The sequence below is a fragment of the Sphingomonas xinjiangensis genome, from assembly GCF_014199255.1.
Lineage (GTDB): Bacteria > Pseudomonadota > Alphaproteobacteria > Sphingomonadales > Sphingomonadaceae > Sphingomonas > Sphingomonas xinjiangensis.
Window position 1 is genome coordinate 268,142 of the sequence record NZ_JACIJF010000003.1, and the last position, 24,441, is coordinate 292,582.

The 24,441-nt window shown below is 65.0% G+C and carries 18 protein-coding genes and 1 pseudogene; 6 read left to right on the forward strand and 13 right to left on the reverse strand.

The annotated features are described in order from the left end of the window. From FHT02_RS07075 to FHT02_RS07085, 3 genes are read right to left on the reverse strand one after another with little or no spacing between them, the layout of a single operon-like run. Complete coding sequence (locus tag FHT02_RS07075; RefSeq protein ID WP_184085938.1) at positions 1 to 1,365, reverse strand: DUF3526 domain-containing protein; 1,365 nt, start codon at positions 1,363 to 1,365, stop codon at positions 1 to 3. Beyond that, complete coding sequence (locus FHT02_RS07080; RefSeq protein WP_184086287.1) at positions 1,362 to 2,777, reverse strand: ABC transporter permease; 1,416 nt, start codon at positions 2,775 to 2,777, stop codon at positions 1,362 to 1,364. The genes FHT02_RS07075 and FHT02_RS07080 overlap by 4 nt, the downstream gene beginning before the upstream one ends. Before the next feature lie 2 nt (positions 2,778 to 2,779). Further along, positions 2,780 to 3,526, reverse strand: a complete 747-nt coding sequence (locus tag FHT02_RS07085; protein WP_343056856.1) for an ABC transporter ATP-binding protein — start codon at positions 3,524 to 3,526, stop codon at positions 2,780 to 2,782. Positions 3,527 to 3,635: 109 nt separating this feature from the next. Between FHT02_RS07085 and FHT02_RS07090 the strand changes: the two genes are divergently transcribed. Then, positions 3,636 to 5,750, forward strand: coding sequence for a TonB-dependent siderophore receptor (locus FHT02_RS07090; protein ID WP_184085940.1), 2,115 nt, complete (start codon positions 3,636 to 3,638; stop codon positions 5,748 to 5,750). A gap of 111 nt (positions 5,751 to 5,861) precedes the next feature. Continuing rightward, positions 5,862 to 7,226 (forward strand): cation:proton antiporter, encoded by a 1,365-nt coding sequence (locus FHT02_RS07095; protein WP_184085942.1) that lies wholly within the window; start codon positions 5,862 to 5,864, stop codon positions 7,224 to 7,226. A gap of 16 nt (positions 7,227 to 7,242) precedes the next feature. On the opposite strand, the gene FHT02_RS07100 is transcribed toward FHT02_RS07095, so the two are convergent. The 6 genes from FHT02_RS07100 to araD1 form a co-directional block, all read right to left on the reverse strand. Next, on the reverse strand, positions 7,243 to 7,647 hold the full coding sequence (locus FHT02_RS07100; RefSeq protein ID WP_184085943.1) for a hypothetical protein: 405 nt from the start codon (positions 7,645 to 7,647) through the stop codon (positions 7,243 to 7,245). An 80-nt stretch (positions 7,648 to 7,727) separates the two neighbouring features. Next, complete coding sequence (locus FHT02_RS07105) at positions 7,728 to 9,167, reverse strand: glycoside hydrolase family 43 protein (RefSeq protein ID WP_184085945.1); 1,440 nt, start codon at positions 9,165 to 9,167, stop codon at positions 7,728 to 7,730. A gap of 8 nt (positions 9,168 to 9,175) precedes the next feature. Then, positions 9,176 to 10,204, reverse strand: coding sequence for an arabinan endo-1,5-alpha-L-arabinosidase (locus FHT02_RS07110; RefSeq protein ID WP_184085946.1), 1,029 nt, complete (start codon positions 10,202 to 10,204; stop codon positions 9,176 to 9,178). A 67-nt stretch (positions 10,205 to 10,271) separates the two neighbouring features. Then, a complete protein-coding gene (locus FHT02_RS07115; protein ID WP_184085948.1) occupies positions 10,272 to 11,855 on the reverse strand; it encodes an alpha-N-arabinofuranosidase in 1,584 nt (527 codons plus the stop codon). A gap of 82 nt (positions 11,856 to 11,937) precedes the next feature. Further along, positions 11,938 to 12,864: a Gfo/Idh/MocA family protein gene (locus FHT02_RS07120; RefSeq protein ID WP_184085950.1), complete on the reverse strand. Its 927-nt coding sequence runs from the start codon at positions 12,862 to 12,864 to the stop codon at positions 11,938 to 11,940. Further along, a complete protein-coding gene (gene araD1, locus FHT02_RS07125; protein ID WP_184085952.1) occupies positions 12,864 to 13,856 on the reverse strand; it encodes an AraD1 family protein in 993 nt (330 codons plus the stop codon). Before araD1 ends, FHT02_RS07120 begins: the two co-directional genes overlap by 1 nt. Positions 13,857 to 14,144: 288 nt before the next feature. Here araD1 and FHT02_RS07130 point away from each other — a divergent pair, with 288 nt between their 5' ends. Then, the gene (locus FHT02_RS07130; protein WP_184086291.1) at positions 14,145 to 14,885 is read left to right on the forward strand and encodes a FadR/GntR family transcriptional regulator; all 741 of its coding nucleotides are present in this window, start codon (positions 14,145 to 14,147) and stop codon (positions 14,883 to 14,885) included. A 97-nt stretch (positions 14,886 to 14,982) separates the two neighbouring features. On the opposite strand, the gene FHT02_RS07135 is transcribed toward FHT02_RS07130, so the two are convergent. Next, on the reverse strand, positions 14,983 to 16,287 hold the full coding sequence (locus FHT02_RS07135) for a sugar MFS transporter (protein WP_184085954.1): 1,305 nt from the start codon (positions 16,285 to 16,287) through the stop codon (positions 14,983 to 14,985). Positions 16,288 to 16,429: 142 nt separating this feature from the next. Here FHT02_RS07135 and FHT02_RS07140 point away from each other — a divergent pair, with 142 nt between their 5' ends. The 3 genes from FHT02_RS07140 (at position 16,430) to FHT02_RS07150 (ending at position 21,897) form a co-directional block, all read left to right on the forward strand. Further along, positions 16,430 to 17,569, forward strand: coding sequence for an aldose epimerase family protein (locus FHT02_RS07140; protein ID WP_425506417.1), 1,140 nt, complete (start codon positions 16,430 to 16,432; stop codon positions 17,567 to 17,569). A 10-nt stretch (positions 17,570 to 17,579) separates the two neighbouring features. After that, entirely contained in the window at positions 17,580 to 19,376 is a 1,797-nt protein-coding gene (locus tag FHT02_RS07145) for an IlvD/Edd family dehydratase (RefSeq protein ID WP_184085956.1), read from the forward strand. Positions 19,377 to 19,575: 199 nt separating this feature from the next. After that, positions 19,576 to 21,897 carry a glycoside hydrolase family 127 protein gene (locus tag FHT02_RS07150; RefSeq protein WP_184085958.1) on the forward strand — a complete coding sequence of 774 codons (2,322 nt, stop codon included), beginning with the start codon at positions 19,576 to 19,578 and terminating at the stop codon, positions 21,895 to 21,897. A gap of 29 nt (positions 21,898 to 21,926) precedes the next feature. Here FHT02_RS07150 and FHT02_RS07155 read toward each other — a convergent pair whose 3' ends face one another. The 3 genes and pseudogenes from FHT02_RS07155 to FHT02_RS21500 all read right to left on the reverse strand — a co-directional run. Next, positions 21,927 to 22,346 carry a GNAT family N-acetyltransferase gene (locus FHT02_RS07155; RefSeq protein WP_184085960.1) on the reverse strand — a complete coding sequence of 140 codons (420 nt, stop codon included), beginning with the start codon at positions 22,344 to 22,346 and terminating at the stop codon, positions 21,927 to 21,929. Between the two features lie 188 nt (positions 22,347 to 22,534). Next, the gene (locus tag FHT02_RS07160) at positions 22,535 to 24,040 is read right to left on the reverse strand and encodes an MFS transporter (protein ID WP_184085962.1); all 1,506 of its coding nucleotides are present in this window, start codon (positions 24,038 to 24,040) and stop codon (positions 22,535 to 22,537) included. After that, positions 24,037 to 24,432: pseudogene (locus tag FHT02_RS21500) on the reverse strand (glycoside hydrolase family 97 catalytic domain-containing protein); the annotation flags it as partial. The pseudogene FHT02_RS21500 and the gene FHT02_RS07160, both read right to left, overlap by 4 nt. Positions 24,433 to 24,441 lie beyond the last annotated feature (9 nt).

Sequence of the window (24,441 nt, forward strand, 5' to 3'; positions counted from 1 at the left end):
TCAGGCGCGCCCGGCGCCGCTGACGCGCGCGATGCGGTACCCGCCAATCGCCAGCAGCAACGCCGCGGTCGCAAGCAGGGCCAGCAACGGCGCGAGCGGCAGTGAGCCGGTCGGCGCACGTGGCACATAGGCCGGGATCCGCTCGAAGTCGGCACGCGTGAATGGCCGGTCCGCGAACAGATAAGGATAGAAGAAGCGCCGCAGCGTCGTGTGGAACGTGGCGACGCTGTCCTGATAATGCAGCTGGGCGGCTTGATCGGTATCGGCGATCCGGTGCAGCACGCTCTGTGCAGCCACGCCAGGGAGCAGATAACCGGCACGCGCGCTCCACTGCTCCCGCGCAAGCAGGCTGGTGCGATAGGCTGCGACATCGGTCGCCACTGTTTCGTCGCCCACCTGGTGAATGGCGTAATACCATTTCCAGTGAAAGCGCCCTTCGAACGCTTCGCGGCCGCGCCATTCGGGATGGTTGAGGAAGAAACGTTCGAACGTATCGCCCTTGGCTATGTCCCAGCCACGGTGAACGGCCTCGCGCTGCGCCAGGGTCAAGTCGACGCCCTTTGCGGCGGGAATGGCGCGCGTAATCGCCGCATTGGCGAGCGTCGGCAACACCAGCGTGAGCAAGATCCAACAGCCGATCAGTCCCGCCGCCGCAGTCGCTGAAGCCTGCACGGCGCTTCCGACCAGCAGTGCCACACCGAACCAGAAGCCCAGATACAAGGCTGCTGCAAGCAGCATGGCTCCCGTCCCGGCCAAAGGTGCAGTGCTGAGGACGGTGCCGGCGACCAAGGGCAGGCCGAGCGCCATCATTACCAGCGCGTAGCGCAAGCCGATCCGGCGCCACCACAAGCCATGCCCTGGCATGGAGAGCAACAGCCGCAGCCTGCCTCCTTCACGCTCCCCGGTGACGAGATCATGGGCGAGCGCGATCACGATCAGCGGGGCGAGATAGACCAGCACGAACGCCCAGTCGAAAACGCCGGGCAGCGCCAATTCGGCGTTGATCGCCTCCGCGTCATAGAGCTGCTGCTGCAGTCCCAATGCGCGGACGCGGAGCACATAAGGCTGGATGTCGCGCTGCCCGATCGCCGCAAAGGCGAGTGGCGGCGGCGCATCGCGAGTCAGCAGGAAGCTGTAATAGGCCGCGTCGCCGGCATCGCCGTCAGGCTTGCCATGAGTGGCAGCGACGGCAGCGAAATCTTGCGCCTGTGCCTTGGCGACGCGCTCAATCGTGGCATGCTGCCGCGCCACGTGCTGGAGGCCCGACACAACCGCCAGCGCCGACAAGGCGAACAGCAGCGCCAAGGACCATAACGACAGGTAGGAGCGCCGGATCAGGCGCAGCTCCGCGAACCAGCGGCTCATCGTACGATCCCTCCGATGCGCCGCGCCGCCAGTGTCGCAAGCACGCTCAGCCCAACCAGCCAGCCGAGCAGAACCATCAGGTTCCCGCCGATCGACGCGGCGTTGCTGCGTAGCGGATCGTAGGGCTGATAGGCGAAGCGTGGCACCCGCTTCCAATTCTCAGCGGAAACCCGCGGATCCTCGCCGCCTATATGGGGAATCAGCACCGCCTGCATGCGGTTCAGCGTCTGGACAAAGCGGTATCGGAACGCCTCCGCCTGATCGAGAAAATCCTGGTGCGCGGTCACGTCGCTCGCCGTCAACGCCATCGACAATTGCCGGATGGCGATCAGTGGACTGAGCACGGCGAAGCCATGCACGCGTGCATTCTGCGACGCTTCACGCGCCGACACCTCGTTGGTAGCGCGTGCATATAGATCGGTGCTGAGCCGCTCCCCCTCCATCCCGACCAACCCGGCATATTGCACCGGCAGGTCCTCGACCCGCGACACGCCGTAGCGTGCCAGTGTCCGCTGCTTGAAAGCGTTGAAATACGGATCCTCGGGATCGTGGCTGTCACCGATTCTTGCCAGGTCGCGGTGCAGCGCCACCTCTGTCTCGATGCGGGTCGGCAGGATCGTCTCGACCGCCGCGACCTCGGGAAGCGCGCGCGGCAACAGGATCACTCCGACCATCCATAGTGCGACCAATGCAGCCAGCGCGTCGCGCGACCGGCTGGCGAAGCAGGATATCACCACCGCCAGCATTGCCCAAATCAGCAGCCAAACGGCATAACCCAGGATCAGCAATGCGATGGGCGCCCAGTCCGCCATGCCCATGGCGGCAAAGCCGATCAGCACCAGAAAGGCGGGCAAACCGATCGCCAGCGCGATCGCACCATGTCCCATCAACTTGCCTGCGACGAGCCGGGGACCATCCACCCCCTGTGCACGCAACAGGCGTAAGGTTCCACGCTCCCGTTCACGTGCGACGCTGGTGAATGCCAGGAAGATCAGCAGCAGCGGCGCCAGTGTCTGCAGCACGAATGCAGGCGTCAGCTGGCCGAAGCGCAGCAGCAACGAGGATTGGCGCGCCTCGGCGAAGTTGGCGCTGTTCTGGCGGTGCCCTTCCAGAAAGATGGTATTGCCCGTGTAGCTGTCGACTCCGGTGTCGAAAAACGCCAGCGGCGCGAGCGGGCGGAACACGAACTGTCCGTAATGCACCATTCGGTGCGGGTGCCGGGCGGGCTGTTTATCGAAGTCCGCGTCAACGCTTGCCTGATAGCCCGCGCGGTCGGCTTCGATCCGCGTGCGCCGCTCCAGGCTGACGAACGCCGCTACCAGCACCAACGCGACCAACAGCATCGTGGCGATCACGCCGGCGCGGTTGCGCAGCAGCGTTCGCCATTCTTCCTGAGCGATGCGGATCACCATGCTCACGCCGCCACACCCGGATTGGCATAGCGCGCGTGGAGTGCGTTCAGGTCGAACCGCTCACCGGTCGGACCGGCGGTTCGCTCTTCCTCGATGCGGCCTTCCGCCAGGAAACCGATCCGATCGGCGATATCAACGGCGCTCAACAGGTCGTGCGTCACCATCAGGATCGCGACATCGCGCGCACGCGCCGTGGCGAGCAATGCGTTGAACTCCAGCGTCGCCTTGGGATCAAGCCCGGAGGTGGGCTCGTCCAGCAGTAGCACCGGCACATGCCGCGCCAGGGCCAACGCGATTGCAACCTTCTGGCGCATGCCCTTCGAAAATCCACCCACGCGCTTGTCCCAGGCGTGCCCCGGCAGGCCCACCGCCTCCAAGGCAGGATCGATCACCGAACTTCTGCCACGTTCGGCGCCCGCCAGCGCAAGGAAATAGTCGATATTCTCGCGCGCGCTCAGATGGTCATACAGCGCCACGCTTTCGGGCACATAGGCTAGACGCGCGCGCGCCTCTGCCGGTGCGGCCGCGGGATCGATGCCGCACACCCGCACGGTTCCCGATGCCGGTGCCAGGAACCCCAGCAGGGCGTTCAAGGTCGTCGACTTACCCGCGCCGTTACCTCCGAGCAGCGCATAGATCTGCCCCGGCGCCACTTGCAGATCAATCCCGCGCAAAACTTCCCGCGCGCCGTAGCGGTGATGCAGGCCGCGAATCTCGATCGCGGGGGCTATCGCTGAGCTGTGCGGCACCGGTCTTCCTTTTTCCTGTTGCGCTGCGGCGAGGTCCGGTTATGTGATGATGTAACATGGCGCAAGACCTGAATGGTTTCGGGAATGTTGCGCGGTTTTGGGGAAACAGATGGAACTGCTGGAAAACCGTCGCGCGTCGCGGCGGCTGTCACTCGCCGCCCTCGCGAGCGCGGCGTTCTTCACCATTTCAGCGCCGGCTGTCGCGCAGGAAGCGGAGGAGCGGCGCGGGCAAGAAGACGAAACCGAACAGCATGGTGAAATCGTCGTGCTCGGCACTCGCACGGCGCGAGACGCCACGCTGTCATCCGACCGTGTTACCGAGCGGATGTCACAGTCCAGCCGCTCGCTCGAACGGGACATCCTAGACGCTGCAGGCACGTACCGCCTCAGCGACGCGCTGGAGCTGGTCAGCGGCATCAGCCAGCAGAACAACCGCGGCGGCTTTCTCGACAACTTCGCGATCCGCGGCTTTCTTGGTACACCCGATGGCGGCGCGGAATATTATGTCGACGGCTTCCTGGCCAACCGCGGCATGGCGCCGCCGCGCGACCCTGCGACGGTGGAACGCATCGAAGTGCTCAAGGGGCCCGCTGGCGCATTATTCGGCGAGATCGATCCGGGTGGCCGCGTCAACATCGTCACCAAGACGCCGCGCTTCACACCTGGCGCTTCGGCGACGCTGACCTATGGATCGTTTGACACGCGCCGTGGCGAACTCGATGTCACCGGCCCGATTACCGACACGCTGGCTGCTCGCATGGTTGTCGCTGCGGAGAACAGCGACGGCTATCGCGACTTCGCTGGTCTTCGGCGGCGGGTGGTGTCGCCATCGCTCACCTGGCAACCAAGCAACGATCTCCGCCTCACATATGTCGCGCAGCACATGATCTTCGACGCGCCGTTCGATCGCGGGGTCCCGGCAATCGATGGCAACCCGCTTGCCCTGCCCGCTTCCCGCTTTCTCGGCGAGCCTTCGAACGGCAATACCCGCGCGCGTGACACCCGCCACCAGCTTACCGGCGAACTCAGGCTGAGCGAACGCTGGTCGCTGAATGGCGGCATCGCCTACCGCACCGGCACATTGCGGGGCTTCTCTGCGGATCAGTCGCGTCTCGTAGGTAGCGCGCTGTGGCGGCAATATCGCGAGCGTGGTTATGAGGTAGAGGATCTGTCCGCGCGACTGGAACTGCGGGGGCATTTCGAGGCGCTTGGAACCCATCATCCGAGTTTTGGCATCAAGGGCTATACGCTCGATTATCTGGAGCTGCTGAACCGCCGCAATCCTACCGCCGCCAACCCCTACGCCGTCGACGTGTTCGCGCCTGTCTATGGGATTGCCCGGCCCTTGCCTCTGCTGCCCTCGATCGATCAGCGCGAGACGCGGCGGGTGCTCACGCTCTATGCGCAGGATATGTGGGACGTGACTGACCGGCTTACGCTGGTTGGAGGCCTTCGGTTCGACACCTATCGGCAACAGCTGCAAAAAAACCTGACAGGCGCGCGGAGCATGACATCCGATGAACCTGTGAAGTTCCGCGTGGGCGCGCGCTACGTGGTCGACGATCATGTCGCGGTACATGCCAATTGGGGCGAATCCTTCCTGCTCAACTCGGGGAGCGGGCGCGACGGCGCCGCCTTTGCCCCCGAACAGGGCAAGGGGTATGAAATTGGCGCAGCCGGGCGCTGGGACGGAATGGACCTGGGTATCACCTGGTTCGACATCCAGAAGCGCGGCATTCTAACCAACGATCCAGTTGATGCGGGATTCCTCGCGCCTGTTGGCCAACTCACCAGCCGAGGTGTGGAACTCGATGCCTCGTGGAAGCTGACGCGCCGCTGGCAAGTGGTGGCGAACTACAGCTGGGTCGATGCCAAGGCTGACGATGCCGCCTTCGCCACCCCTGCAGTGCTCAACGTGCCCGAACATGCCGGCACCCTGCTGGTCGTGCATCGTCTGCCTGTCCGCGGGCGCGAATGGCAGCTGAGCGGCGGATTGGCCTATGTGGGGGATCGCGCAGGCGCGGTGGACGCCAGCGGGCTGACTCTCCCCGACTATTTGAAGGTCAAGGCGGCGATCGACGCCCCGCTGGGCGAGGCGCTTACCCTCAGGGCCGAAGTCGACAATCTGTTTGACGAACACTACGCCCAGAGTTCCTATAGCCCCTTGTGGATCTATCCAGGCGCGCCGCGCACCGTACGGGTCTCGTTGCGGCTTCGACTGTGAGCTACGGCGACGCTTCCCCACGAGCATGATTCCAGTTGCACCGCGTCTGGAATCGAGGCTTGATCCACTCGGCGAAGGCACGAAGATGCCGCGGCAGTTTTGGGGGGATGAATGACGGATCTGATGCGTGAGGCATGCGAAGCGTTGGGCGACGTGTTAAACCCGCACGGCCCTGCCGTGAATGCGGTCAAGAGCTACGCGCCTTCCGACTACAGCATCCACTTCTTCCTGCAACTCGCGATCATCATCCTGGTGTGTCGCGTCGTCGGCTGGGCAGGACAACGGTTGTTCGGACAGCCGCAAGTAGTCGGTGAAATGATCGCCGGCGTGATCCTGGGCCCCTCGTTGGCGGGATTGTTCTTCCCCGACCTTCAGCTCGCAGTGTTTCCCAAGGAAACCCGCAATGTCCTGTATGTCGGCGCCCAACTGGGTGTCGGCCTCTACATGTTCATGGTCGGGCTGACGCTTCGGCTGGACCATTTCCAGACAAAAGCGAAAAGCGCAGCCGCCGTATCCGCCGCAGGTATTGCCGCGCCCTTTTTACTCGCTGCGCTCATCACGCCTTTCCTGCTGCGCGTGCCCGGCCTGTTTACACCCGGCATCACCCAGGCCAATGCCACGCTGTTCATGGGCGCATGCATTGCACTTACTGCCTTCCCCATGCTGGCGCGCATCATCAATGAACGCGGGCTTGCAGACTCTTCGCTCGGTACGCTCACCCTCACCGCCGGCGCCTTCGACGACGCCGCTTCGTGGTGCGTGCTGGCCGTGGTGCTCGCCACCTTCGGCGCTGGCGCCGGCGTTGCCGTCATCGCGATTGCCGGCGCCGTGCTCTACACGACCTTCATGATTCTGTGGGGCCGGCGGCTGCTCGCCCCACTCGGGCGCGCCGTGGAGGCACGTGGAGAAATGAGCACGCAGGTGCTCGCCATCACTCTATTGCTGTTCTGCCTGTCGGCGTTCCTGATGGACGCGGTCGGCATACACGCGATCTTCGGCGGCTTCCTGATCGGCGTGTGCATGCCGCGCGGGCTGTTCGTCGAGGAACTGAAGCGCAAGGTCGAGCCGATGGCCGTGGTGCTACTGCTGCCGATGTTCTTCACTTATTCGGGGCTGAACACGCGCATGGACATGGTGAACTCGGTGCCGCTGTTGCTGATTGCACTTGGCATCCTCGCCGTGTCCGTCCTCGCTAAGTTCGGTGCCTGCTACGCCGCCGCGCGGCTTTCAGGCGAAGACAACCGCACTGCGCTCGGCATCGGCGCGCTGATGAACTCGCGCGGGCTGATGGAACTGATCATCATCAATATCGGTCTGCAAAAAGGCATTATCGGTCCGACGTTGTTCTCAATGCTGGTGCTGATGGCGATCATCACGACCGTGATGGCCACGCCGTTGTTCGAAGCCGTGTACGGAAAAAAGGCGCGTGAGAGCGGAGAGCTTGGCCAGATCGATCAGCGCATGGCTGCGGCCTGACCGCCTTGGCGGCGCCTTAACGCGCGGGCGCCTTCGGCTTGGTATAAGGCACGAACTTGCCCAGGAAAACCGGGCTGCGCGGGAAGCCCGAGAGCCGGTCCGCCGTATGGACCACGTCGGTGCTGCACAGCTGCGAACCAAAGGTGCGGGTGATCAGGACGTCGTCGCTGCGCAGGGACTGCGGATAAGAGCGCGGGGTGTTCACGTACAACGTACTCCCGACGCGATAGACGATCGCCTTACCGTCAATGATTGTCGACGAACTAGCTGAACTGAGATCGATGCAGTCGACCGGCTTACCCGCGACACGACCAGCGAGCATCTTTTCCAAGCGCATCTCCGGCGTGTCGCGCGACGTAGCAAGGGCCGGCGTCGCCAGCATGGCGGCGCCGAGGATCAGCGAGCGGAGGATGGTAGGCATGTGCGGCACCCTGCTCCTCTCGGCCTGAATGGCGGCTGACCGTCGCTCAGCTGCCCAGGGCAGCCGCCCGGCTCCATGACTCAACTCACACGGAAATTGGTGCTGGGCGGCCAGGCGCGATCTTGCGCGCCAACCAGCACCTCGCCGCCCCGGTGCAGCAGATACTGACCCGGCCGCCCGGCGAGCGCGAAGCGGACCTCGTCCTTGCTGACGCTCTGGCGCAAAAAGCCGCTGCGCAGCGCGAACTGGCGGTCCTGAGTGATCGGCGCGAGGCGCACCATACCGTCCGCCCCGACGACGAGGCACTTGTCGGGCGCGTCCACCGGCACCAGCATCACCGCACCGCCCGCGCTGGGCACCGCGCGAAACTGGGAGGCGGGGATCAGCCCCTTCCCCACCGTCACCCGGTCGCCGTCATGCATCAAGTAGCTATCGGGGGCTGCCACCGGGCTCAGCCGGTCGGGCACCGGGCCATTGCCTACGGGAATGCCGAAGTCGGGCGTGCCGTCTTCGCGATAATAGATGCGCTGCACACGGGTGTGGCGATTCGGGTCGAACAGCGGGTCGCCCTTGATCGCCTTGTAATCACGGCCGTGGTAAACCAGCACGTCGCGGCCCTGTTCGTCCACGGTGAAGCTGTTGTGCCCGGGCCCGTAGACCTTGGTCACCTCCGAGCTGACGAACACCGGCTGCGGCGACTTCACCCAATTGGCTGGGTTCATAATGTCGGCATTGTCGCGCGCGGTCAGCATGCCCAGCGAATAGCGATCGTCGGTGGCGCTCGCCGAGTAGGTCATGAACAGCCGCCCGTTGCGCGCCAGCACCGCTGGCGCCTCGGCCACCTTGAAGCCGCGGACTTCCCAGTCGAGCGTCGGCACGGTCAGGCGAACCGCCTTGGCACCCAGTGTCAGCGGTGTCTCGAGCGGCGCGAGATACAGGTTGGAATTGGTGTCGATCCCCGGCTCGCGCTCCGCCCAGCAGAAATAGGAGACGCCGCGATGCTTGAAGATCGTGGAGTCGAGGTTGAAGCCGTCAAAGGGCGACTCGAACTTGCCCAACACGCTCCACTTGCCCTTCATCGGATCGGGACCGTCGCACACGACCGCATAGGTGCGAATGCGGAACACATCCTCGCCCCCGCCGCTCGGGCCGGCCGCAAAGTACATGATCCACTTGCCCTGGAAGAGATGGAGTTCGGGCGCCCATAGGAAGCCCGACATCGGCCCGCTCGCCTGGTGGCGCCACAGTACCCGCTCGGGCGCGGTCGCGAGCCCAGCAATGGTGCGCGAGCGGCGCAGCACCAACCGGTCATACTCCGGCACCGACCCGGTAAGATAATACCAGCCATCGGTGTGGCGGAAGACCTGCGCATCGGCGCGGTTGCGCACCACCGGGTTGACTGGAACGGGCGCGGTGCCGGGAGCGGCAGGCGCCGCCATCCCGACGGCCTGCGCCTGCGTGGCGACGGCAGTGCCGGCGGCGCCGGCCAGGAACAGGCGGCGGTTCACGTCGATCATCATGGCTCTCCTCAATATTCCGCGACGGGCCAGCCGTCGGCGCCCCAGCGCACCGGCGCGATGCGCAGCGTCGGCGCGCCCCGCGCTTCCTTGTCATATGCGTGATAGACCACGTAATCGCGGCCATCCTTGTCGTGCAGCCAGCCGGGGTGGCCGGGCCCACGGAAGCGCTGCTGCTCCTGCAGGTCGGCGCGCAGGAAGATGGTGCCGCCGCCCCGCATCAGCGGGCTGCCATCCTTGCCCAGATACGGCCCGGTGATCGCCTTCGATCGGCCAACCACGGTGTAATAGGTGCTGTTCGCGCCCTTGCAGCAATAGTCATAGGAGACGAGCAGATAGTAGAAGCCACCATGCGGCACGATGAACGGCGCTTCCACCGGGGCGGGTCCGCCCGCGGGTGCCGGGCGCTGCGCGATCGAATAGGGCTTGGCGTCGGGCTTCAGCGGCTTGCCCGTCTTGCGATCGAGCTCGAACAGCTTGATTCCCGTCCAAAAGCTTCCCAGCGACAGCCAATGCCGCCCCTGTGCGTCTACCACGAAGTTCGGGTCGATCGCGTTGAAGTCGTCGGAGGGCATCGACTGCACGACGAGCCCCTCGTCGCGCCAGGCGAAGTTGGGCGATTTGGGATCAAGCGTGGCGTTGGTCGCCATGCCGATCGCCGAACGGTTCGATCCAAAGGTCGACACCGAGTAATAGAGCCGCCAGCGCCCGTTTACGAAGCTGATGTCGGGTGCCCACATCCCGCCCGTGCCCGGCACCGCCTTGGGCGCCCAGTCGGGCATCTTGGTGAATACCGGCGCACCCGCGGTCCAATGCACCAGGTCCTTGGAGCTCTTGGTCTCTACCAGACGCTGGCCATGCCCGGTCGAGAAGATGTAATAGGTGTCGCCGTCGCGCGCGATCACCGGATCGTGCGTGGGTGCCAGATCGCCCGTGAGCCGCGCGTTCAGCGTCGTGCCTCCAGGCGCAGCCTGTTGCGCGGGAGCGGCGCCGCTCAGCGCCAGTGCGGCGGCGGCGGACAATAGGCCAAGCAACTTCATCGGACCTCTCCGGAACGTTGAGACGGACAAGCGGCGCCCGGCGCATTCGCCTGGGCGCCGCCTTTCCTTATTGCAGGTCGAGCACCACCACCGACTTGGCCGGTAGCGTGACGGTCAGCGTGTCGCCGCTCACCTGCGCGTCGTTGAACGGTGCCGGCTTGACGGCTTCGGGCGCGTCGAACGTGTTGTGCGTGTTGATCGCTGGCGCGGTCAGCACCCGGCCCGATACGCTGCCGGCGGTCACGCCGCTCAGCTTGACGCTCACCGTGTTGGGACGGTTCGGGTCAAGGTTGGACAGGCCGATATGCACCCGGCCATCCTTGCCGCGCACCGCCGATCCACTCACCGCCGGCATCGTGAACTGGTTCTTGTTGTACCAGGGCGCGTTGATCGTGATCGGCAGCACCTTGGCGTCCTGCCACGGCTTGTACATCTCGAACACATGGTAGGTCGGCGTCAGCACCATCTTGCTGCCGTCGGTCAGGATCATCGCCTGCAGCACGTTCACCATCTGCGCGATCGCGCTCATGCGGACGCGGTCGGCATGCTTGGCGAAGATGTCGAGATGGATCGAGGCAACCAGCGCGTCGCGCAGCGTGTTCTGCTGGCGCAAGAAGCCGGGATGCGTGCCCGGATCCTGGGCGTACCAGGTGCCCCATTCGTCCACCGCCAGGAAGACGCGCTTTTGCGGATCGTACTTGTCCATGATCGCGCTGTGCTTGGTCACCAGCTCGTCCATGCGCCATGCGCCGGCCAGCGCATCGGCCCAGCCGCTTTCGTCGAAATTGATTGGATCGGCCTTGGGCGGCCAGCCGCCCTGGGGCAGCGTGTAATAGTGGAGCGACAGCGCATCGAGCTGACCGGCAGCCTCGCGCATCATCGTCTCGGTCCAGCGATAATCGTCGACATTGGCGCCGGCGGCAATCTTCATGATGCGGGTTCCGGCCGGCGCCTTGATGAAGGTCGCGTAGCGCCGAGTCTCATCTGCGGCGAACTCCGGGCGCATGTTGCCGCCACAGCCCCACAGCTCGTTGCCGACACCGAAATAAGGCACTTTCCACGGTTCCTTGTGGCCGTTCTTCGCGCGCTCGTCGGCCAACGTGCCCGCCGGCGAGGTCATGTATTCGACCCACTCGGCCATCTCGCGCGGGGTGCCGTTGCCGACATTGCCGGCGACATAGGCCTCGGCATTCACCTGGCGCAGCAGCTCGAAGAACTCATGCGTGCCCACCGTGTTGGGCTCGGTCACACCGCCCCAATGGGTGTTGATCTTCACCGGGCGCTGCTTTTGCGGGCCGATGCCTTCGCGCCAGTGATATTCGTCGGCGAAGCAGCCGCCGGGCCAGCGGATCACCGGCACCGCCAGGTTCTTCAGCGCCGATACGACATCGTTGCGGAAGCCGTTGGTGTTCGGGATCTTGGAATTCTTGCCGACCCACAGCCCGCCATAGATGCCGGTGCCCAGATGCTCGGCGAACTGGGTGAAGATGCGCCGGTCGTACGTAGGAGCAGCCGGATCGGCCTTCACTTCGATCGTGGCGGTGCCGACCGCCGGCGCCGCCGCTGGGGCAGGCCCGGTCTGGGCAGTGGCTGCGAGCGGCGTGCTCGACAGCAGCAGGGCAAGCGCCGTGCGGCGTAGCGTGCGGATCATCTGTCTCTCCCAATTCGCCGGCGTACCCGGCATCGTTTTGCCAAGAAGCCGGCCGTCTTTGGGACGACCGGATCGTTCTCGATCAATCGTGGAATTCTTCCACCGTCAGACGATGGCCCCGCAGGAACGCGTCGGCCACCAGCCGCAGCGGCGCGGTGTCGACATCGCGCGTGCCGGCATGGACCAGTTCGGCGAAGCGGGCATACAGGCCGGGATATTCCCGATCGTCGGTCGCCTGCGTGCCTTCCGGCGTGGTCAGCACCGCGCCGCCTTTTTCCAGCTTCAGCGTGCCGCCATCGGTTTCCACCGTGATGTCCCAGCTCTGCGGACCGGTCTGGCGCCAGTCGAGGTCCATATGCACCGGCGCGCCGTCGCTGGTCCGGAAGTGCAGGTCGGCGGCGATCGGCGCCGCGCGGTTGGACGGCAGCGACAATCGCCCTTCCAGCAGGAAGAAGGGCGGGAGGATATGCGTCGCGATCGACAGCGCATTGATGCCCGGATCGAATACGCCAAGGCCGCCCGGCTCCCAGATCCAGTCCTGTCCCGGATGCCAGACCCGCACATCCTCGCGCCACACGATCGATGCGGCGGTGATCTTGCGCCCGCGCAGCCATTGGCGCGCCGGCTCGACGCCCGCGGCGTAACGCGAGTGCCAGCTGGCGAACAGGGTCACGCCCGCCGCCGCGGCCTGCGCATCGAGCAGCGCCACTTCGGCCAAAGTCGCGCCGGGCGGCTTTTCGAGGAACACATGCTTGCCCGCGGCGATCGCCTGGGCTGCCAGGTCGTAGCGGACCTGGGGCGGGGTGCAGAGCGCCACCGCGTCGACATCTACCCCAGCCTCGAGCAGTTCGCCCAGCGTGCGGAAGTGCGGCAGGTCATTGACCGCTTCGCCGCGCGAGCTGACCGTGGCAGCCAGTTCAAAGTCGCCATTGCCGGCGATCGAGGGAAGATGCTGGTCATGGGCGATCTTGCCCATGCCGACGATCGCGACCCGGATCGGCGCGGCCATCAGAGCACCCCCACTGTAACGGCCTGCGCGGCTTCACGCGCCAACGGGTTGCGCAGCGGCAGCGTAAAAGGCGCTGCCTCGATCTCGAACACGTCGCCTTCCTGCGTGCGGATTCCGTCGCTGAACGACAGCGTCGCTGTGCCGAAGAAGTGGACATGAATGTCGCCCGGGCGCCGGAACAGCGCGTATTTGAAGTGGTGGTACTCCAAGTTCGCCAAGCTGTGCGACATGTTGTCTTCGCCTGAGAGGAACGGCTTTTCCCAAAGCGTTTCGCCGTTCCGCACGATCCGGCTTGCCCCACGCACGTCGCGGGGCGCCTCGCCGACCAGCAACTCGGGCCCCAGCGCCGCCTGGCGCAGCTTGGAATGCGCGAGCCACAGATAATTGTGCCGCTCGGTGACATGGTCGCTGAACTCGTTGGCCAAGCACAGCCCCAGCCGGTGCGGGGTGCCGTCAGGGCCGATCAGATAGATGCCCGCAAGTTCGGGCTCCTCACCACCGTCCTGCGCGAAGGCCGGCATCGCCAGCGGCTCTCCCGGACCAACCAGCTGCGTTCCGTCGCCCTTGTAGAACCATTCGGGCTGCTGCCCTGCCTTTCCGGCAGCGGGCTTACCGCCCTCCACCCCTTCCAGGAACATCCGCATCGAGTCGGTCTGCGTCTCAGCAGACGCCGCCTCGCGGTGCATCTTGTCGCGGCCCTCGGCTGAGCCGAGATGTGTCAGGCCGGTGCCGGTCATCACCAGATGCGCGGGATCTTCATGGCTGATCGGCGAAACGAAGCGGCCCGCGGCGAATTCCGCCTGCAAGTCGATCGCCGCTCCCTCACCCGCGGCTTCCACCGCCTGCGCCAGTCTCTGCCCTGCTTCGATTGCGGCAAGCGCCAGCGCCCGCACACTTGTTGCGCCAGGAACCACTGCGGCGCGCTCACCCTGAGCTGCGACTACGGACAGGGTGCCGTCGGCGCCCCGATGCTGCAACAGGCGTAAGCTCATCGTTCGTTCCTCAGTTCCAGATGTTGCGGACGCGCGGCGCGCGCATCGGCGCGCGGCGTGCTGATTGCAAAGGGAGAGACAGCGCTCGTCGCGGCGCTCGCAGGGCGCGACATGTGCCAAACAGAACCGCCAATCGGCATCACCTCTCCTTTTTGTCGGACATATTCCTGTTGCCGATCATTGGCAATCTTTCGTTCGCGCCAATCGGCTGATACAGTTCTCTTTACGAATACGCGCCGCGATGAAGAACGGGGTCGAATGGAAGAAGCCGGAGAGGCCCTGGTGCCCATGCAAGCGGGGGAAGCGGATCAGGCGGAGGCACGCCCCAAGCGTGGCACCGGCCGGCGCCTGCACGGCGCGATCGCGCAGAAACTAGGTTCGGCCATCGTCTCTGGAAGATACGCGCCGGGCGATCGGCTGGAAGGCGAGGTCGCGTTCTCCGAAACGCTCAACGTGTCCCGCAGCGCCTATCGTGAAGCGGTGCAGGTGTTGGTCGCAAAGGGGCTGGTGGAAAGCCGTACCAAGGCGGGCACGCGCGTATTGCCGCGCAACCGCTGGAACCTCCTCGATCCGGACGTACTCGCCTGGGCGTTCACCGGGGAGCCACATATCGACTTCATCCGCGATCTGTTCGAATTGCGTCAGATCGTCGAACCCGCCGCCGCCAGCCTAGCGGCGCAGCGCCGCGACCGTGACGATTTGGCCGTCATGAAAACTGCCCTGGCCGCGATGCGCAAATATTCCCTGGCAACCGAGACTGGGCGTGCGGCCGACCGCGACTTTCACAACGCGCTGCTTCAGGCGACTCGCAACGAAGCGGTAGTGGCGCTTAGCGCCAGCATCGGCGCGGCGGTCAGCTGGACCACTCAGTTCAAGCAACGCGCCCGCGCGCTGCCCCGCAACCCGATCCCCGACCATGTCCGCGTGTATGACGCAATCGCAGCCGGAAACGCCGGGGCGGCTGCCGAGGCAATGCGCACCCTCGTCGATCTGGCGCTAGAGGACACCCGCAGCGCGATGCAGGCGTAAACCGCCGCCTGCTTCAGATACGGGAAAAGCGGGGATGGCCCGCCATCCCCGCCTCCACATTCAGGGGCAGACCGCGCCGAAGCGCGGCCTACCTTCATCAAACCGGCCGCTGATCCGGCAGCGCGTTGGTCGTCTTGGATCCCCAAAGCGCATAGAACAGGATATACAACTCGCAGATTGCGGTCAGCAGGAACGACTGCTGCAAGCCATATTCGTCAGCAAGCCAGCCTTGTACGAACACCAGCGCTCCGCCGGCGATCGACATGATCAGCAGGCCCGATCCTTCCTCGGTCAGCGGACCCAGGCCCTTGATGCCGAGCGTGAAAATCGTCGGGAACATGATCGAGTGGAACAGCCCCACCGCGATCAGCGACCACATCGCGACTTCACCGGTGGTGAATACGGTGATGATCATGACCAGAAAGGCCAGGACCGAGAAAACCGCGAGCACTGTCTCGGCGGCGACGCGCTGCATGATCGCCGATCCGGCAAAGCGGCCGATCATCATGCCGCCCCACAGCAGGGTCAGATAGCGTCCAGCCTGCTCGGTGGTCATGTTGCCGATGTCGGGGCGGCTGACGAAGTTCACGAAGAGGTTGCCCACGCCGATCTCGGCGATCAGGTAGATGAAGATCGCGCCCATGCCGAACATCAGGTTGCGATGCTTGAACAGCGAATGCTTCTTGCGCTCGTCCTTGGCGACACGATTGGTCGCTAGGCCGATCGCTGGTAGCGGGAAGCGGGCGATCACCACCGCCAGCACCACCAGCACCACCGCCACCAGCGCATAAGGCAGGATCACCGACTGCGCGTCGGCCAGCCGCTCGGCCTGCGACAGCACCGTGCCGGTTTCCGCAGTGCCGCCCTTGGAGCGGCCAAGGATCAGATATGCACCGAACAGCGGCGCCAGCATGGTGCCAGCCGAGTTCATCGCCTGCACCAGATTGAGGCGCGACGACGCGGTCTCGGGTGCGCCGATCACCGCGACATAGGGGTTAGCGGCGACCTGGAGCAGCGTGATGCCACTGGCGATCACGAACAGCATCACCAGCGTGACGCCATAGGATGGCAGGCTCGCCGCCAGCGTCATGCCCGCCGCACCGGCCGCCATGATCAACAGGCCGGTGACCATCGAGGTCTGATAACCGAAGCGCTCGATGAACTTGGCCGACGGAATCGACGCGAAGAAATAGGCGATGAACCAGACGCTCTCGATCAGCGATGCCTGGAAATAGGTGAGTTCGAACACGCTGCGCAGGTGGGGCAGCAGCGTGCCGTTGATGACGGTGATGAAGCCCCACATGAAAAACAGGCTGGCGAGCAGCGTCAGTGCGGAACGGTAGCCGCCGACAGTGGGCTGCTGCCCTCCTGCCGTGGAGGCTGTGGTGATGGGTGCGGGCATCGCGATCCTTCTCTCCTTGGAAAGTCCGGCGTAGCGGGTCTATCCAAGGATTCCCAGCCAGCTTCCATTACGATTTTTGTCTGACTATATGGGTGCCCAGGGGCGCGTCAACGCTGCCCGTGCTGGAGAGGAGATGCAAGCGATGGACAAAGCGAAATTCGCGGTGGCCGCAGCGATCTGGACGGTGGTGGCGGGACAATCGGCCGCTGCAGCAGAAGCCAAGCGTGAAGCGGCGGGCACGCTGAAGGACGGCACCGCGGTGGAAGCGGTCACGCTGTCCAACGCGAACGGCGTGTCGGCACGCATCCTGAGCTACGGCGCCACGCTGCAATCGTTCAAGGGGCCGGACAAGTCGGGCAAGATCGCCGACGTCGTGCTCGGCTATGACGATCTCACCTCTTACGTCGATCATCCCAATTATTTCGGCGTCACCGTCGGCCGCTATGCTAACCGCATCGCCGGCGGCAAGTTCACGCTGAACGGCAAGACCTACCAGCTCCCGCTCAACGACAAGACCAACTCACTGCACGGCGGCGGACAGGGCTTCGATAAGAAGGTCTGGCGCATCGTCTCCGTCGACAACGGCCCCACTGCGCGCGTGGTGTTCGGCCTGACGAGCCCCGAGGGCGACTCGGGCTATCCGGGTGCGCTGGAGGTGAAGGTCACTTATTCGCTCGATGATACGGGCGCGCTCCAGATCGCCTATGACGCGGCTACGACAAAGCCGACGGTCATCAACATGACCAATCATGCGATCTTCAACCTGGCTGGGGAAGGCTCGCCGATGGGCGCGATGGGCCATCTGCTCACCGTCCCTGCAACAGCCTATACCCCGGTCAATGCTGCGCTGATTCCCACCGGTGAGCTTCGCCCGGTCTCCGGCAGCGTGTTCGACTTCCGCAAGCCGCGCATCATTGCCGAGGGCCTGCGCGACGGCACCGATCAGCAGATCCGCTACGGCCAGGGCTATGATCACAATTTCACGCTCGACAAGGGCCTAACCGCGAAGCCCGAACTCGCCGCCCGACTGGAAGACCCCGCCTCGGGCCGTGTGCTCGAAGTGCTCAGCACCGAACCCGGCATCCAGTTCTACACCGGCAACTTCCTGGACGGCACCTATTACGGTAAGGCCGGCCATCTCTATCGCATGGGCGACGGCATAGCGCTGGAACCCCAGAAGTTTCCCGATGCACCAAATCAGTCGGGATTCGTTTCTGCTCGTGTTGATCCCGGCAAGCCGTATAGGCATGTCATGATCTACCGCCTCTCGGTTTCCCAGTAACGGACCTGTCATGACCGCCCAAAATCCGCAAAAGCTTCGTTCGCGCGCCTGGTTCGACAATCCCGACAATATCGACATGACGGCGCTCTATCTCGAGCGTTATCTGAACTTCGGACTCAGCCTGGAAGAACTCCAGTCGGGCAAGCCGATCATCGGCATCGCCCAGACTGGCAGCGACCTTTCCCCATGCAACCGCCACCACCTGGTGCTCGCCGAGCGCGTGCGTGAGGGCATCCGTGAGGCAGGCGGCATCGCGATCGAGTTCCCGGTGCATCCGATTCAGGAAACCGGCAAGCGCCCGACAGCCGGCCTCGACCGCAACCTGGCTTATATGGGCCTGGTCGAGTTGCTGTACGGCTATCCGCTCGATGGCGTCGTGCTGACGATCGGCTGCGACAAGACCACGCCGGCCTGCCTGATGGCCGCCGCGACCGTGAACATCCCGGCGATCGCCCTCTCGGTCGGTCCGATGCTGAACGGCTGGCACAAGGGCGAGCGTACCGGATCTGGCACCATCGTGTGGAAGGCGCGCCAGATGCTTGCTGCCGGCGAGATCGACGACAAGGAGTTCATCAAGCTCGTCGCCTCGTCCGCTCCGTCGACCGGCTATTGCAACACCATGGGCACCGCCACGACGATGAACTCGCTGTGCGAGGCGCTCGGCATGTCGCTGCCCGGCTCGGCGGCGATTCCCGCGCCGTATCGCGACCGCCAGGAAGTCTCCTACATCACCGGCAAGCGCATTGTCGAAATGGTGGCCGAGGATCTCAAGCCTTCCGACATCCTCACCCGTGAGGCGTTCGAGAACGCGATCGTCGTCAATTCGGCGATCGGCGGCTCGACCAATGCGCCGATCCACTTGGCCGCGATCGCCCGCCACATCGGCGTCGATCTGCCGATCGAGACCTGGCAGGAAAAGGGCCACAAGGTCCCGCTGCTGGTGAATCTCCAACCGGCCGGCGAGTATCTCGGCGAGGATTATTACCGCGCTGGTGGCGTGCCCGCGGTCACGGCCCAGTTGATGCAGCAGGGCTTGATTCACGAGGGCGCTCTCACCGTGAATGGCAAGTCGATGGGCGACAATTGCCGCAATGCGACGATCGAGGACGAAAAGGTCATCCGTCCGTTCGGCCAGCCGCTGCTGGAGGACGCCGGTTTCATCGTCCTCAAGGGCAATCTGTTCGACGCGGCGATCATGAAGACCAGCGTGATCTCGCCCGAGTTCCGCGAGCGCTATCTGTCAAACCCCAATGATCCCGAGGCGTTCGAGGGTCCCGCGGTCGTGTTCGATGGTCCGGAGGACTATCACCACCGCATCGACGATCCCTCGGTCGGCATCACCGATCAGACGCTGCTTTTCATGCGCGGCGCAGGGCCGATCGGCTATCCGGGCGCTGCCGAGGTCGTGAACATGCGGCCGCCGGCCTATCTGATCCGCGAGGGCGTGCACGCGCTCCCCTGTATTGGTGACGGCCGCCAGTCGGGCACCAGTGGCAGCCCGTCGATCCTCAACGCCAGCCCCGAAGCCGCGGCGATGGGCGGCCTGGCGCTGATCCAGACCGGCGACCGCGTCCGCATCGACTTGAACAAGGGCACGGCCGACGTCCTCATCTCCGACGAAGAACTCGACGCGCGCCGCCAGAAGCTCGTGGGCGAAGGCGGCTTCAAGTTCCCGGCGTCGCAGACTCCGTGGCAGGAGATCCAGCGCGCGGTGGTCGGCCAGATGAACACCGGCGCGATCCTCGAAGGCGCCGAAAAGTACCAGAAGATTGCCCAGACCGCGGGTCTCCCGCGCGACAACCACTGATGCGTGCGCCCGGCCTCCACAAGAGGCCGGGCGTTGCTCTCGGAAGGTGGCGCCAACCGGCTACATCGATCCATCGCGCCGCGCAGGCCGGTGTCTGCGCCTCGCTTCTCGCTTGGCCTGCCTCGGCATGCGTCCAGCGACACATGAACCAGCCGGTCGCAAGAACCGGGACAGGACACGGCTTGCCAGGATTGGATCGATGACTCTCACCCCCACTCGCCGCCACTTCCTCGCCGGCGCCAGTGCCCTCGCCCTTGCCGGCCCGGCGGCCGCCCGAACGGTCGCCGATCGCATCACCCGCGTCGAGCCCGTTGCCGCACGCCACGTGACACTCAAGCCATCGCCCTTCGCCGATGCCGCCGCCGCGAACCGCCGTTACCTGCTCTCGCTCGATCCCGAGCGCCTGCTCCATAACTTCTATCGTTCGGCCGGCCTTCCCGCACCTGCTCCGATCTATGGCGGCTGGGAAGCCGCTGGCATCGCCGGGCACTCGCTCGGCCATTGGCTCTCGGCTTGCTCGCTGGTGATCGCCGACACCGGCGATCGTGAGATTGCCGCCAAGCTCGATCACGCCTTGGCCGAGATGGCGCGGATCCAGGCCGCGCACGGCGACGGCTATCTCGGCGGCACCACCGTCGAGCGCGACGGCAAGATCGTCGACGGCAAAATCGTATTCGAAGAGGTCCGCCGCGGCGACATCCGCACCGGCGGCTTCGACCTCAACGGCGGCTGGGTGCCCGTCTACACGTGGCACAAGGTCCATGCCGGCCTGATCGACGCCCACGGCCTGGCGGGCAATGCGCGGGCGCAGCCGATCCTTGTCGGCCTCGCCGGCTATTTCGGCGGAATTGTCGAGGGGCTGGCGGACGATCAAGTCCAACAGATCCTCCGCGCCGAACATGGCGGCATCAACGAAGCCTATGCCGACACATTCGCCATCACCGGCGATCCGCGCTGGCTGCGCCTGGCCGAGCGCCTCCGCCACAAAGCGGTGCTCGACCCGCTGACCGAGCAACAGGATAAGCTCGCCGGCCTCCACGCCAACACCCAGATCCCCAAGGTCATCGGCCTCGCCCGCCTGCACGAGCTGACCGGCGATGCGGCCCACGCCACCGCCGCGCGCTTCTTCCACACCACTGTCACTCAGCATCACAGCTACGCGATCGGCGGCAACAGCGACCGCGAGCATTTTGGGCAACCAGACCAGCTCGCCAATGCTCTCGCCGAGACCACGTGCGAGGCATGCAACAGCTATAACATGCTCAAGCTGACCCGGCACCTGTACGGCTGGCAGCCCGACGCGTCGCTGTTCGACTATTATGAGCGCGTCCAGCTCAACCACATGCTCGCGCACCAGCGCCCGGACACCGGCATGTTCGTCTATTTCATGCCCATGGCGGCGGGCGGACGCCGCTCCTATTCGACGCCCGAGGAGAGCTTCTGGTGCTGCGTCGGCTCGGGCATGGAGAGCCACGCCAAGCATGCGGACTCGATCTACTGGCAGTCGGCGGACACGCTCTACGTCAACCTCTACATTCCCTCGCAACTCGACCTGCCCGACCTTGGCTGGAAGCTCGCGCTCGACACCCGCTATCCGATGGAAGGGCAGATCGCCCTGACCGTAGAAAAGGCACCGCGCAGATCGTCGGAGCTCGCGCTGCGCATTCCGGCATGGGCCGATGGCGCAACGCTCGACCTCGACGGCAAGTCGCTGCCGGTCGTGCCGGTTCAAGGCTATGCCCGTCTCAAACGTCGCTGGAAAGCCGGCGAACACCTCACCCTGACGCTGCCGATGCAGCTCCGCACCGAAGCCATTCCAGGCGACGCGAGTACCCTTGCTTTTCTCAGCGGTCCGCTGGTGCTCGCCGCCGATCTCGGCCCCGCCGACCGTCCGTTTGAAGGAGTCGGTCCCGCACTGGTTGCTGCCGGCGCCCCCGTGCGCGCCGCTCGACCGATCGTGGGCGCGCAGCACCATTACAGCATCGCCAACCCGCTTGGCGGCGAGACCACGCTCAAGCCGTTCTTCCCGCTTTATGATCGCCGTACCGCCGTCTACCTCAAGCACTTCACCCAGGAGCGTTGGGCCGACGCTCGCGACGCCTATGTCGCCGATGCAACCGCCCGGGCCGAACTGGCCCGGCGGACGATCGACATCTTCTATCTTGGGGAAATGCAACCCGAGCGCGACCACGCCTTCGCTTCGTCCAAAAGCGAAGCCGTCCAGCTCAACGGCCGCAGCGGCCGCAAGCTCCTGGCGGGCCAGTCGATGCGCTTCCGCTTGGCCCGCGATCCCGCCGCGACGATCCTACGCATCACCTATTGGGGCGCGGACATCGATCGCGTCGCTAAGATTCAAGCCGATGGCGAACCCGTAGCTACCGAACGCCGCACCGGCCCCGCAGCGCCAGGCTTCGTCACGGTGGACTATCCGCTACCCGCAGGCGGCACTGCGGCCGAGATCGCCTTCCACGCTGAGAAGGGCGAAACGCTGGTCTATGAGGCGCGCACGCTACGCCCCTGAAGCCGATCCACGACCGACAAGGCGAGTCCTCAGAACCGCTTGCGCAGGAAGAAACGCCGGTGCCCCACCGGATGATCTTCCAGCGTCCCAAACACTTCGAAACCTAGCTTTTCGTAAAAACCGCGCGCCTGGAAATCGAAAGTGTCGAGCCACATTCCAACGCACCCGCGGGCACGCGCCACACTCTCCGCCTCCCGCATCAGCGCATTCCCCAGGGCCTGCCGACGATACGCTTCGGGAACCACGAGATACTCTACGAACAGCCAGTCATAGCCGGTTTTTCCCCACAGCCCGCCGACGGCGGCACCATCTTCGTCGGTCAACAGCAACGCAAGCGGCGTTACCTTGGGGTCGCCAGTTTGCGCGATGTTGAACGCGCGAAGCGGTGCAAGCACGGCGTCCCGATCGGCCTCATCGGGCCGTTCCGGCTGGGTGATGCGAAGAGTCATGCCTCAAGCGTAGCGACGCCTTCGCTGCGTGCAAGCCGTGTAACGAGCCTGTATCCACCCGCGCGCGGCAGACGCGCTTAGAAGCGGAAGCCGCCAGCCTAAAACAGCGGGCCTAACGCACTGTCGGGTGCAGAGGACAAGCTCCGCCAACGTGCTGTAATCGTAAGCAAACAAGCGGAAACGTTGCATCACCGAACTTCCACGGGAACCCTCATCATCGCTAGCGCCGCAAGGAGCAGCGTGGCGGCGGCGAAGGCCATGGTCCAGATGGGTTCGGTCGGGAAAAAATGCTTGGTGATCGAGCCCATCACTGTTGCCACCAGGAGCTGCGGGACCACGACGAACACGTTGAAAAGACCCATGTAAATGCCAAGCTTGCGCTGCGGCAGGCTGGAGGCGAGGATCGCATAGGGCATTGCAAGGATCGACGCCCAGGCAATGCCGATGCCGACCTCACTCGCCAGCAGCAGCTGCGGATCACTCACCCAAAAGAAGCTCGCAAACCCCGCCGCGCCACACAGAAGGCCGACAATGTGCGTGCGAACCTGGCCAAAACGACGCGAAAGCCAGGGTAAGAGCGTCAATGCAGCGACCGCGGCGACGCCGTTATAGGTGGCAAACAGCACGTCGACCCAATTTGCGCCCTGCTGATAAGCGGGGCTCTGCGCATCGGGGGCGCCGTAGAAGGCGCTGGTGACGATCGGCGTGGTGTTGATCCACATGATGAACAAAGCCGACCAGCTAAAGAACTGCGCCACTGCCAAACGGCGCATGAGCACCGGCATGCCGGCGAAATCGCCGACGATATGGCCGAGCATCGAGATCGGCCGCCCCGCCTTGGCGCGCGAAACTGCGATGATGCTCGCAAGACCGTAGCCGGCGAGCAGCGCACCGAGCAGATAGACTTCCTTCTCCAGGCCCCACAGCGCCACCGCCCCGGCGACCATCGCACCGGCGGCGATCCACAAGAGGCTCGTGCCGTGGCCGCGCGCGGCCAGCACGCGGGTGGTGTGGCTGTCGTCCGCAGCATCGTCACCGTGGAACGCCGCCATTTCGGCGGGCGAGTATTCGCGGGTGGTGAGCACGGTCCAGAGCACGGAAAGGAACAAGGCCGCGCCGCCGAACCAGAAGGCGACGCGCACCGTGTCGGGGATGCCGCCCCCGGGTGCCTGGTTGGAAACGCCGAAATGCTCGAGCAGCCAAGGGAAGATCGAGCCGAACACGGCCCCTGCCCCGATGAACGCGGTCTGCACCGCATAGCCGGCGGCGTGCTGATCCTTGTCGAGCTGGTCGCCGACGAATGCGCGGAACGGCTCCATCGAGATGTTGAGCGACGCGTCGAGCAGCCAGAGCAGCAGCGCGGCCATGAGCAAGCCGGGGCTCTCTGGCATCAGGATCAGCGCCAGCGCCGCCAGGATCGAGCCAAGCAGGAAATAGGGTCGGCGACGACCGAGCCGGCCCAGCCAGGTGCGGTCGCTCAGATGCCCGATCACCGGCTGAACGAGCAGCCCGGTCAGCGGCGCGGCCACCCACAGCGCAGGAAGATCGTCGAGGCTGGTCCCGAGCGACTGGAAGATGCGGCTCATGTTCGCGTTCTGGAGCGCGAAGCCGATCTGAATCCCGAAGAAGCCGAACGAGATGTTCCACAGCCCTGCCCAGCTTTGGCGAGGGCGGGTGGCCGAGACGGTGCTCACAGCCGGCGCGCCTTGCCGCCGGCAGCGACGAAGCGGATCGCCTGTCCGCGGCCTGGCGCGAGCGCCACCGTCCGCGTATCGCCGCGGCGCACCTGGCGCCTTTCGATTACGATCGAGTAGATCACGACATTGAGCGCAAGCTGCTTGGCCTCGGTCGACTGGAGCGGGCTGCCTTCGGACCCTTCGAGACTGAGCACGCGGGGGGCGAAGTCCATTGGCCCGCCGAGCCATTGAGTGAAGAACATGTTAGCTTCGTGCTCGGGCGGGTTCTTGCCCGGCCAGGCGTTGTATTCCATGCCGCGGCCGCCTTCCCGCGCCAGCCAGTTGGGATAGGTCCGGCGGAGCCCTGTGTCCTTGATCGGCTCGTGACTGTCGATGCCTACCTTGTGCTCGATCTTGGG

What these genes read in the sequence shown, in the direction of transcription:
- FHT02_RS07075 (WP_184085938.1), bottom strand. Translation starts at nt 1,365, where the DNA reads ATGAGCCGCTGGTTCGCGGAGCTGCGCCTGATCCGGCGCTCCTACCTG.
- FHT02_RS07080 (WP_184086287.1), bottom strand. Translation starts at nt 2,777, where the DNA reads ATGGTGATCCGCATCGCTCAGGAAGAATGGCGAACGCTGCTGCGCAAC.
- FHT02_RS07090 (WP_184085940.1), top strand. Translation starts at nt 3,636, where the DNA reads ATGGAACTGCTGGAAAACCGTCGCGCGTCGCGGCGGCTGTCACTCGCC.
- FHT02_RS07095 (WP_184085942.1), top strand. Translation starts at nt 5,862, where the DNA reads ATGACGGATCTGATGCGTGAGGCATGCGAAGCGTTGGGCGACGTGTTA.
- FHT02_RS07100 (WP_184085943.1), bottom strand. Translation starts at nt 7,647, where the DNA reads ATGCCTACCATCCTCCGCTCGCTGATCCTCGGCGCCGCCATGCTGGCG.
- FHT02_RS07105 (WP_184085945.1), bottom strand. Translation starts at nt 9,167, where the DNA reads ATGATGATCGACGTGAACCGCCGCCTGTTCCTGGCCGGCGCCGCCGGC.
- FHT02_RS07110 (WP_184085946.1), bottom strand. Translation starts at nt 10,204, where the DNA reads ATGAAGTTGCTTGGCCTATTGTCCGCCGCCGCCGCACTGGCGCTGAGC.
- FHT02_RS07115 (WP_184085948.1), bottom strand. Translation starts at nt 11,855, where the DNA reads ATGATCCGCACGCTACGCCGCACGGCGCTTGCCCTGCTGCTGTCGAGC.
- FHT02_RS07120 (WP_184085950.1), bottom strand. Translation starts at nt 12,864, where the DNA reads ATGGCCGCGCCGATCCGGGTCGCGATCGTCGGCATGGGCAAGATCGCC.
- araD1 (WP_184085952.1), bottom strand. Translation starts at nt 13,856, where the DNA reads ATGAGCTTACGCCTGTTGCAGCATCGGGGCGCCGACGGCACCCTGTCC.
- FHT02_RS07130 (WP_184086291.1), top strand. Translation starts at nt 14,145, where the DNA reads ATGCAAGCGGGGGAAGCGGATCAGGCGGAGGCACGCCCCAAGCGTGGC.
- FHT02_RS07135 (WP_184085954.1), bottom strand. Translation starts at nt 16,287, where the DNA reads ATGCCCGCACCCATCACCACAGCCTCCACGGCAGGAGGGCAGCAGCCC.
- FHT02_RS07140 (WP_425506417.1), top strand. Translation starts at nt 16,430, where the DNA reads ATGGACAAAGCGAAATTCGCGGTGGCCGCAGCGATCTGGACGGTGGTG.
- FHT02_RS07145 (WP_184085956.1), top strand. Translation starts at nt 17,580, where the DNA reads ATGACCGCCCAAAATCCGCAAAAGCTTCGTTCGCGCGCCTGGTTCGAC.
- FHT02_RS07150 (WP_184085958.1), top strand. Translation starts at nt 19,576, where the DNA reads ATGACTCTCACCCCCACTCGCCGCCACTTCCTCGCCGGCGCCAGTGCC.
- FHT02_RS07155 (WP_184085960.1), bottom strand. Translation starts at nt 22,346, where the DNA reads ATGACTCTTCGCATCACCCAGCCGGAACGGCCCGATGAGGCCGATCGG.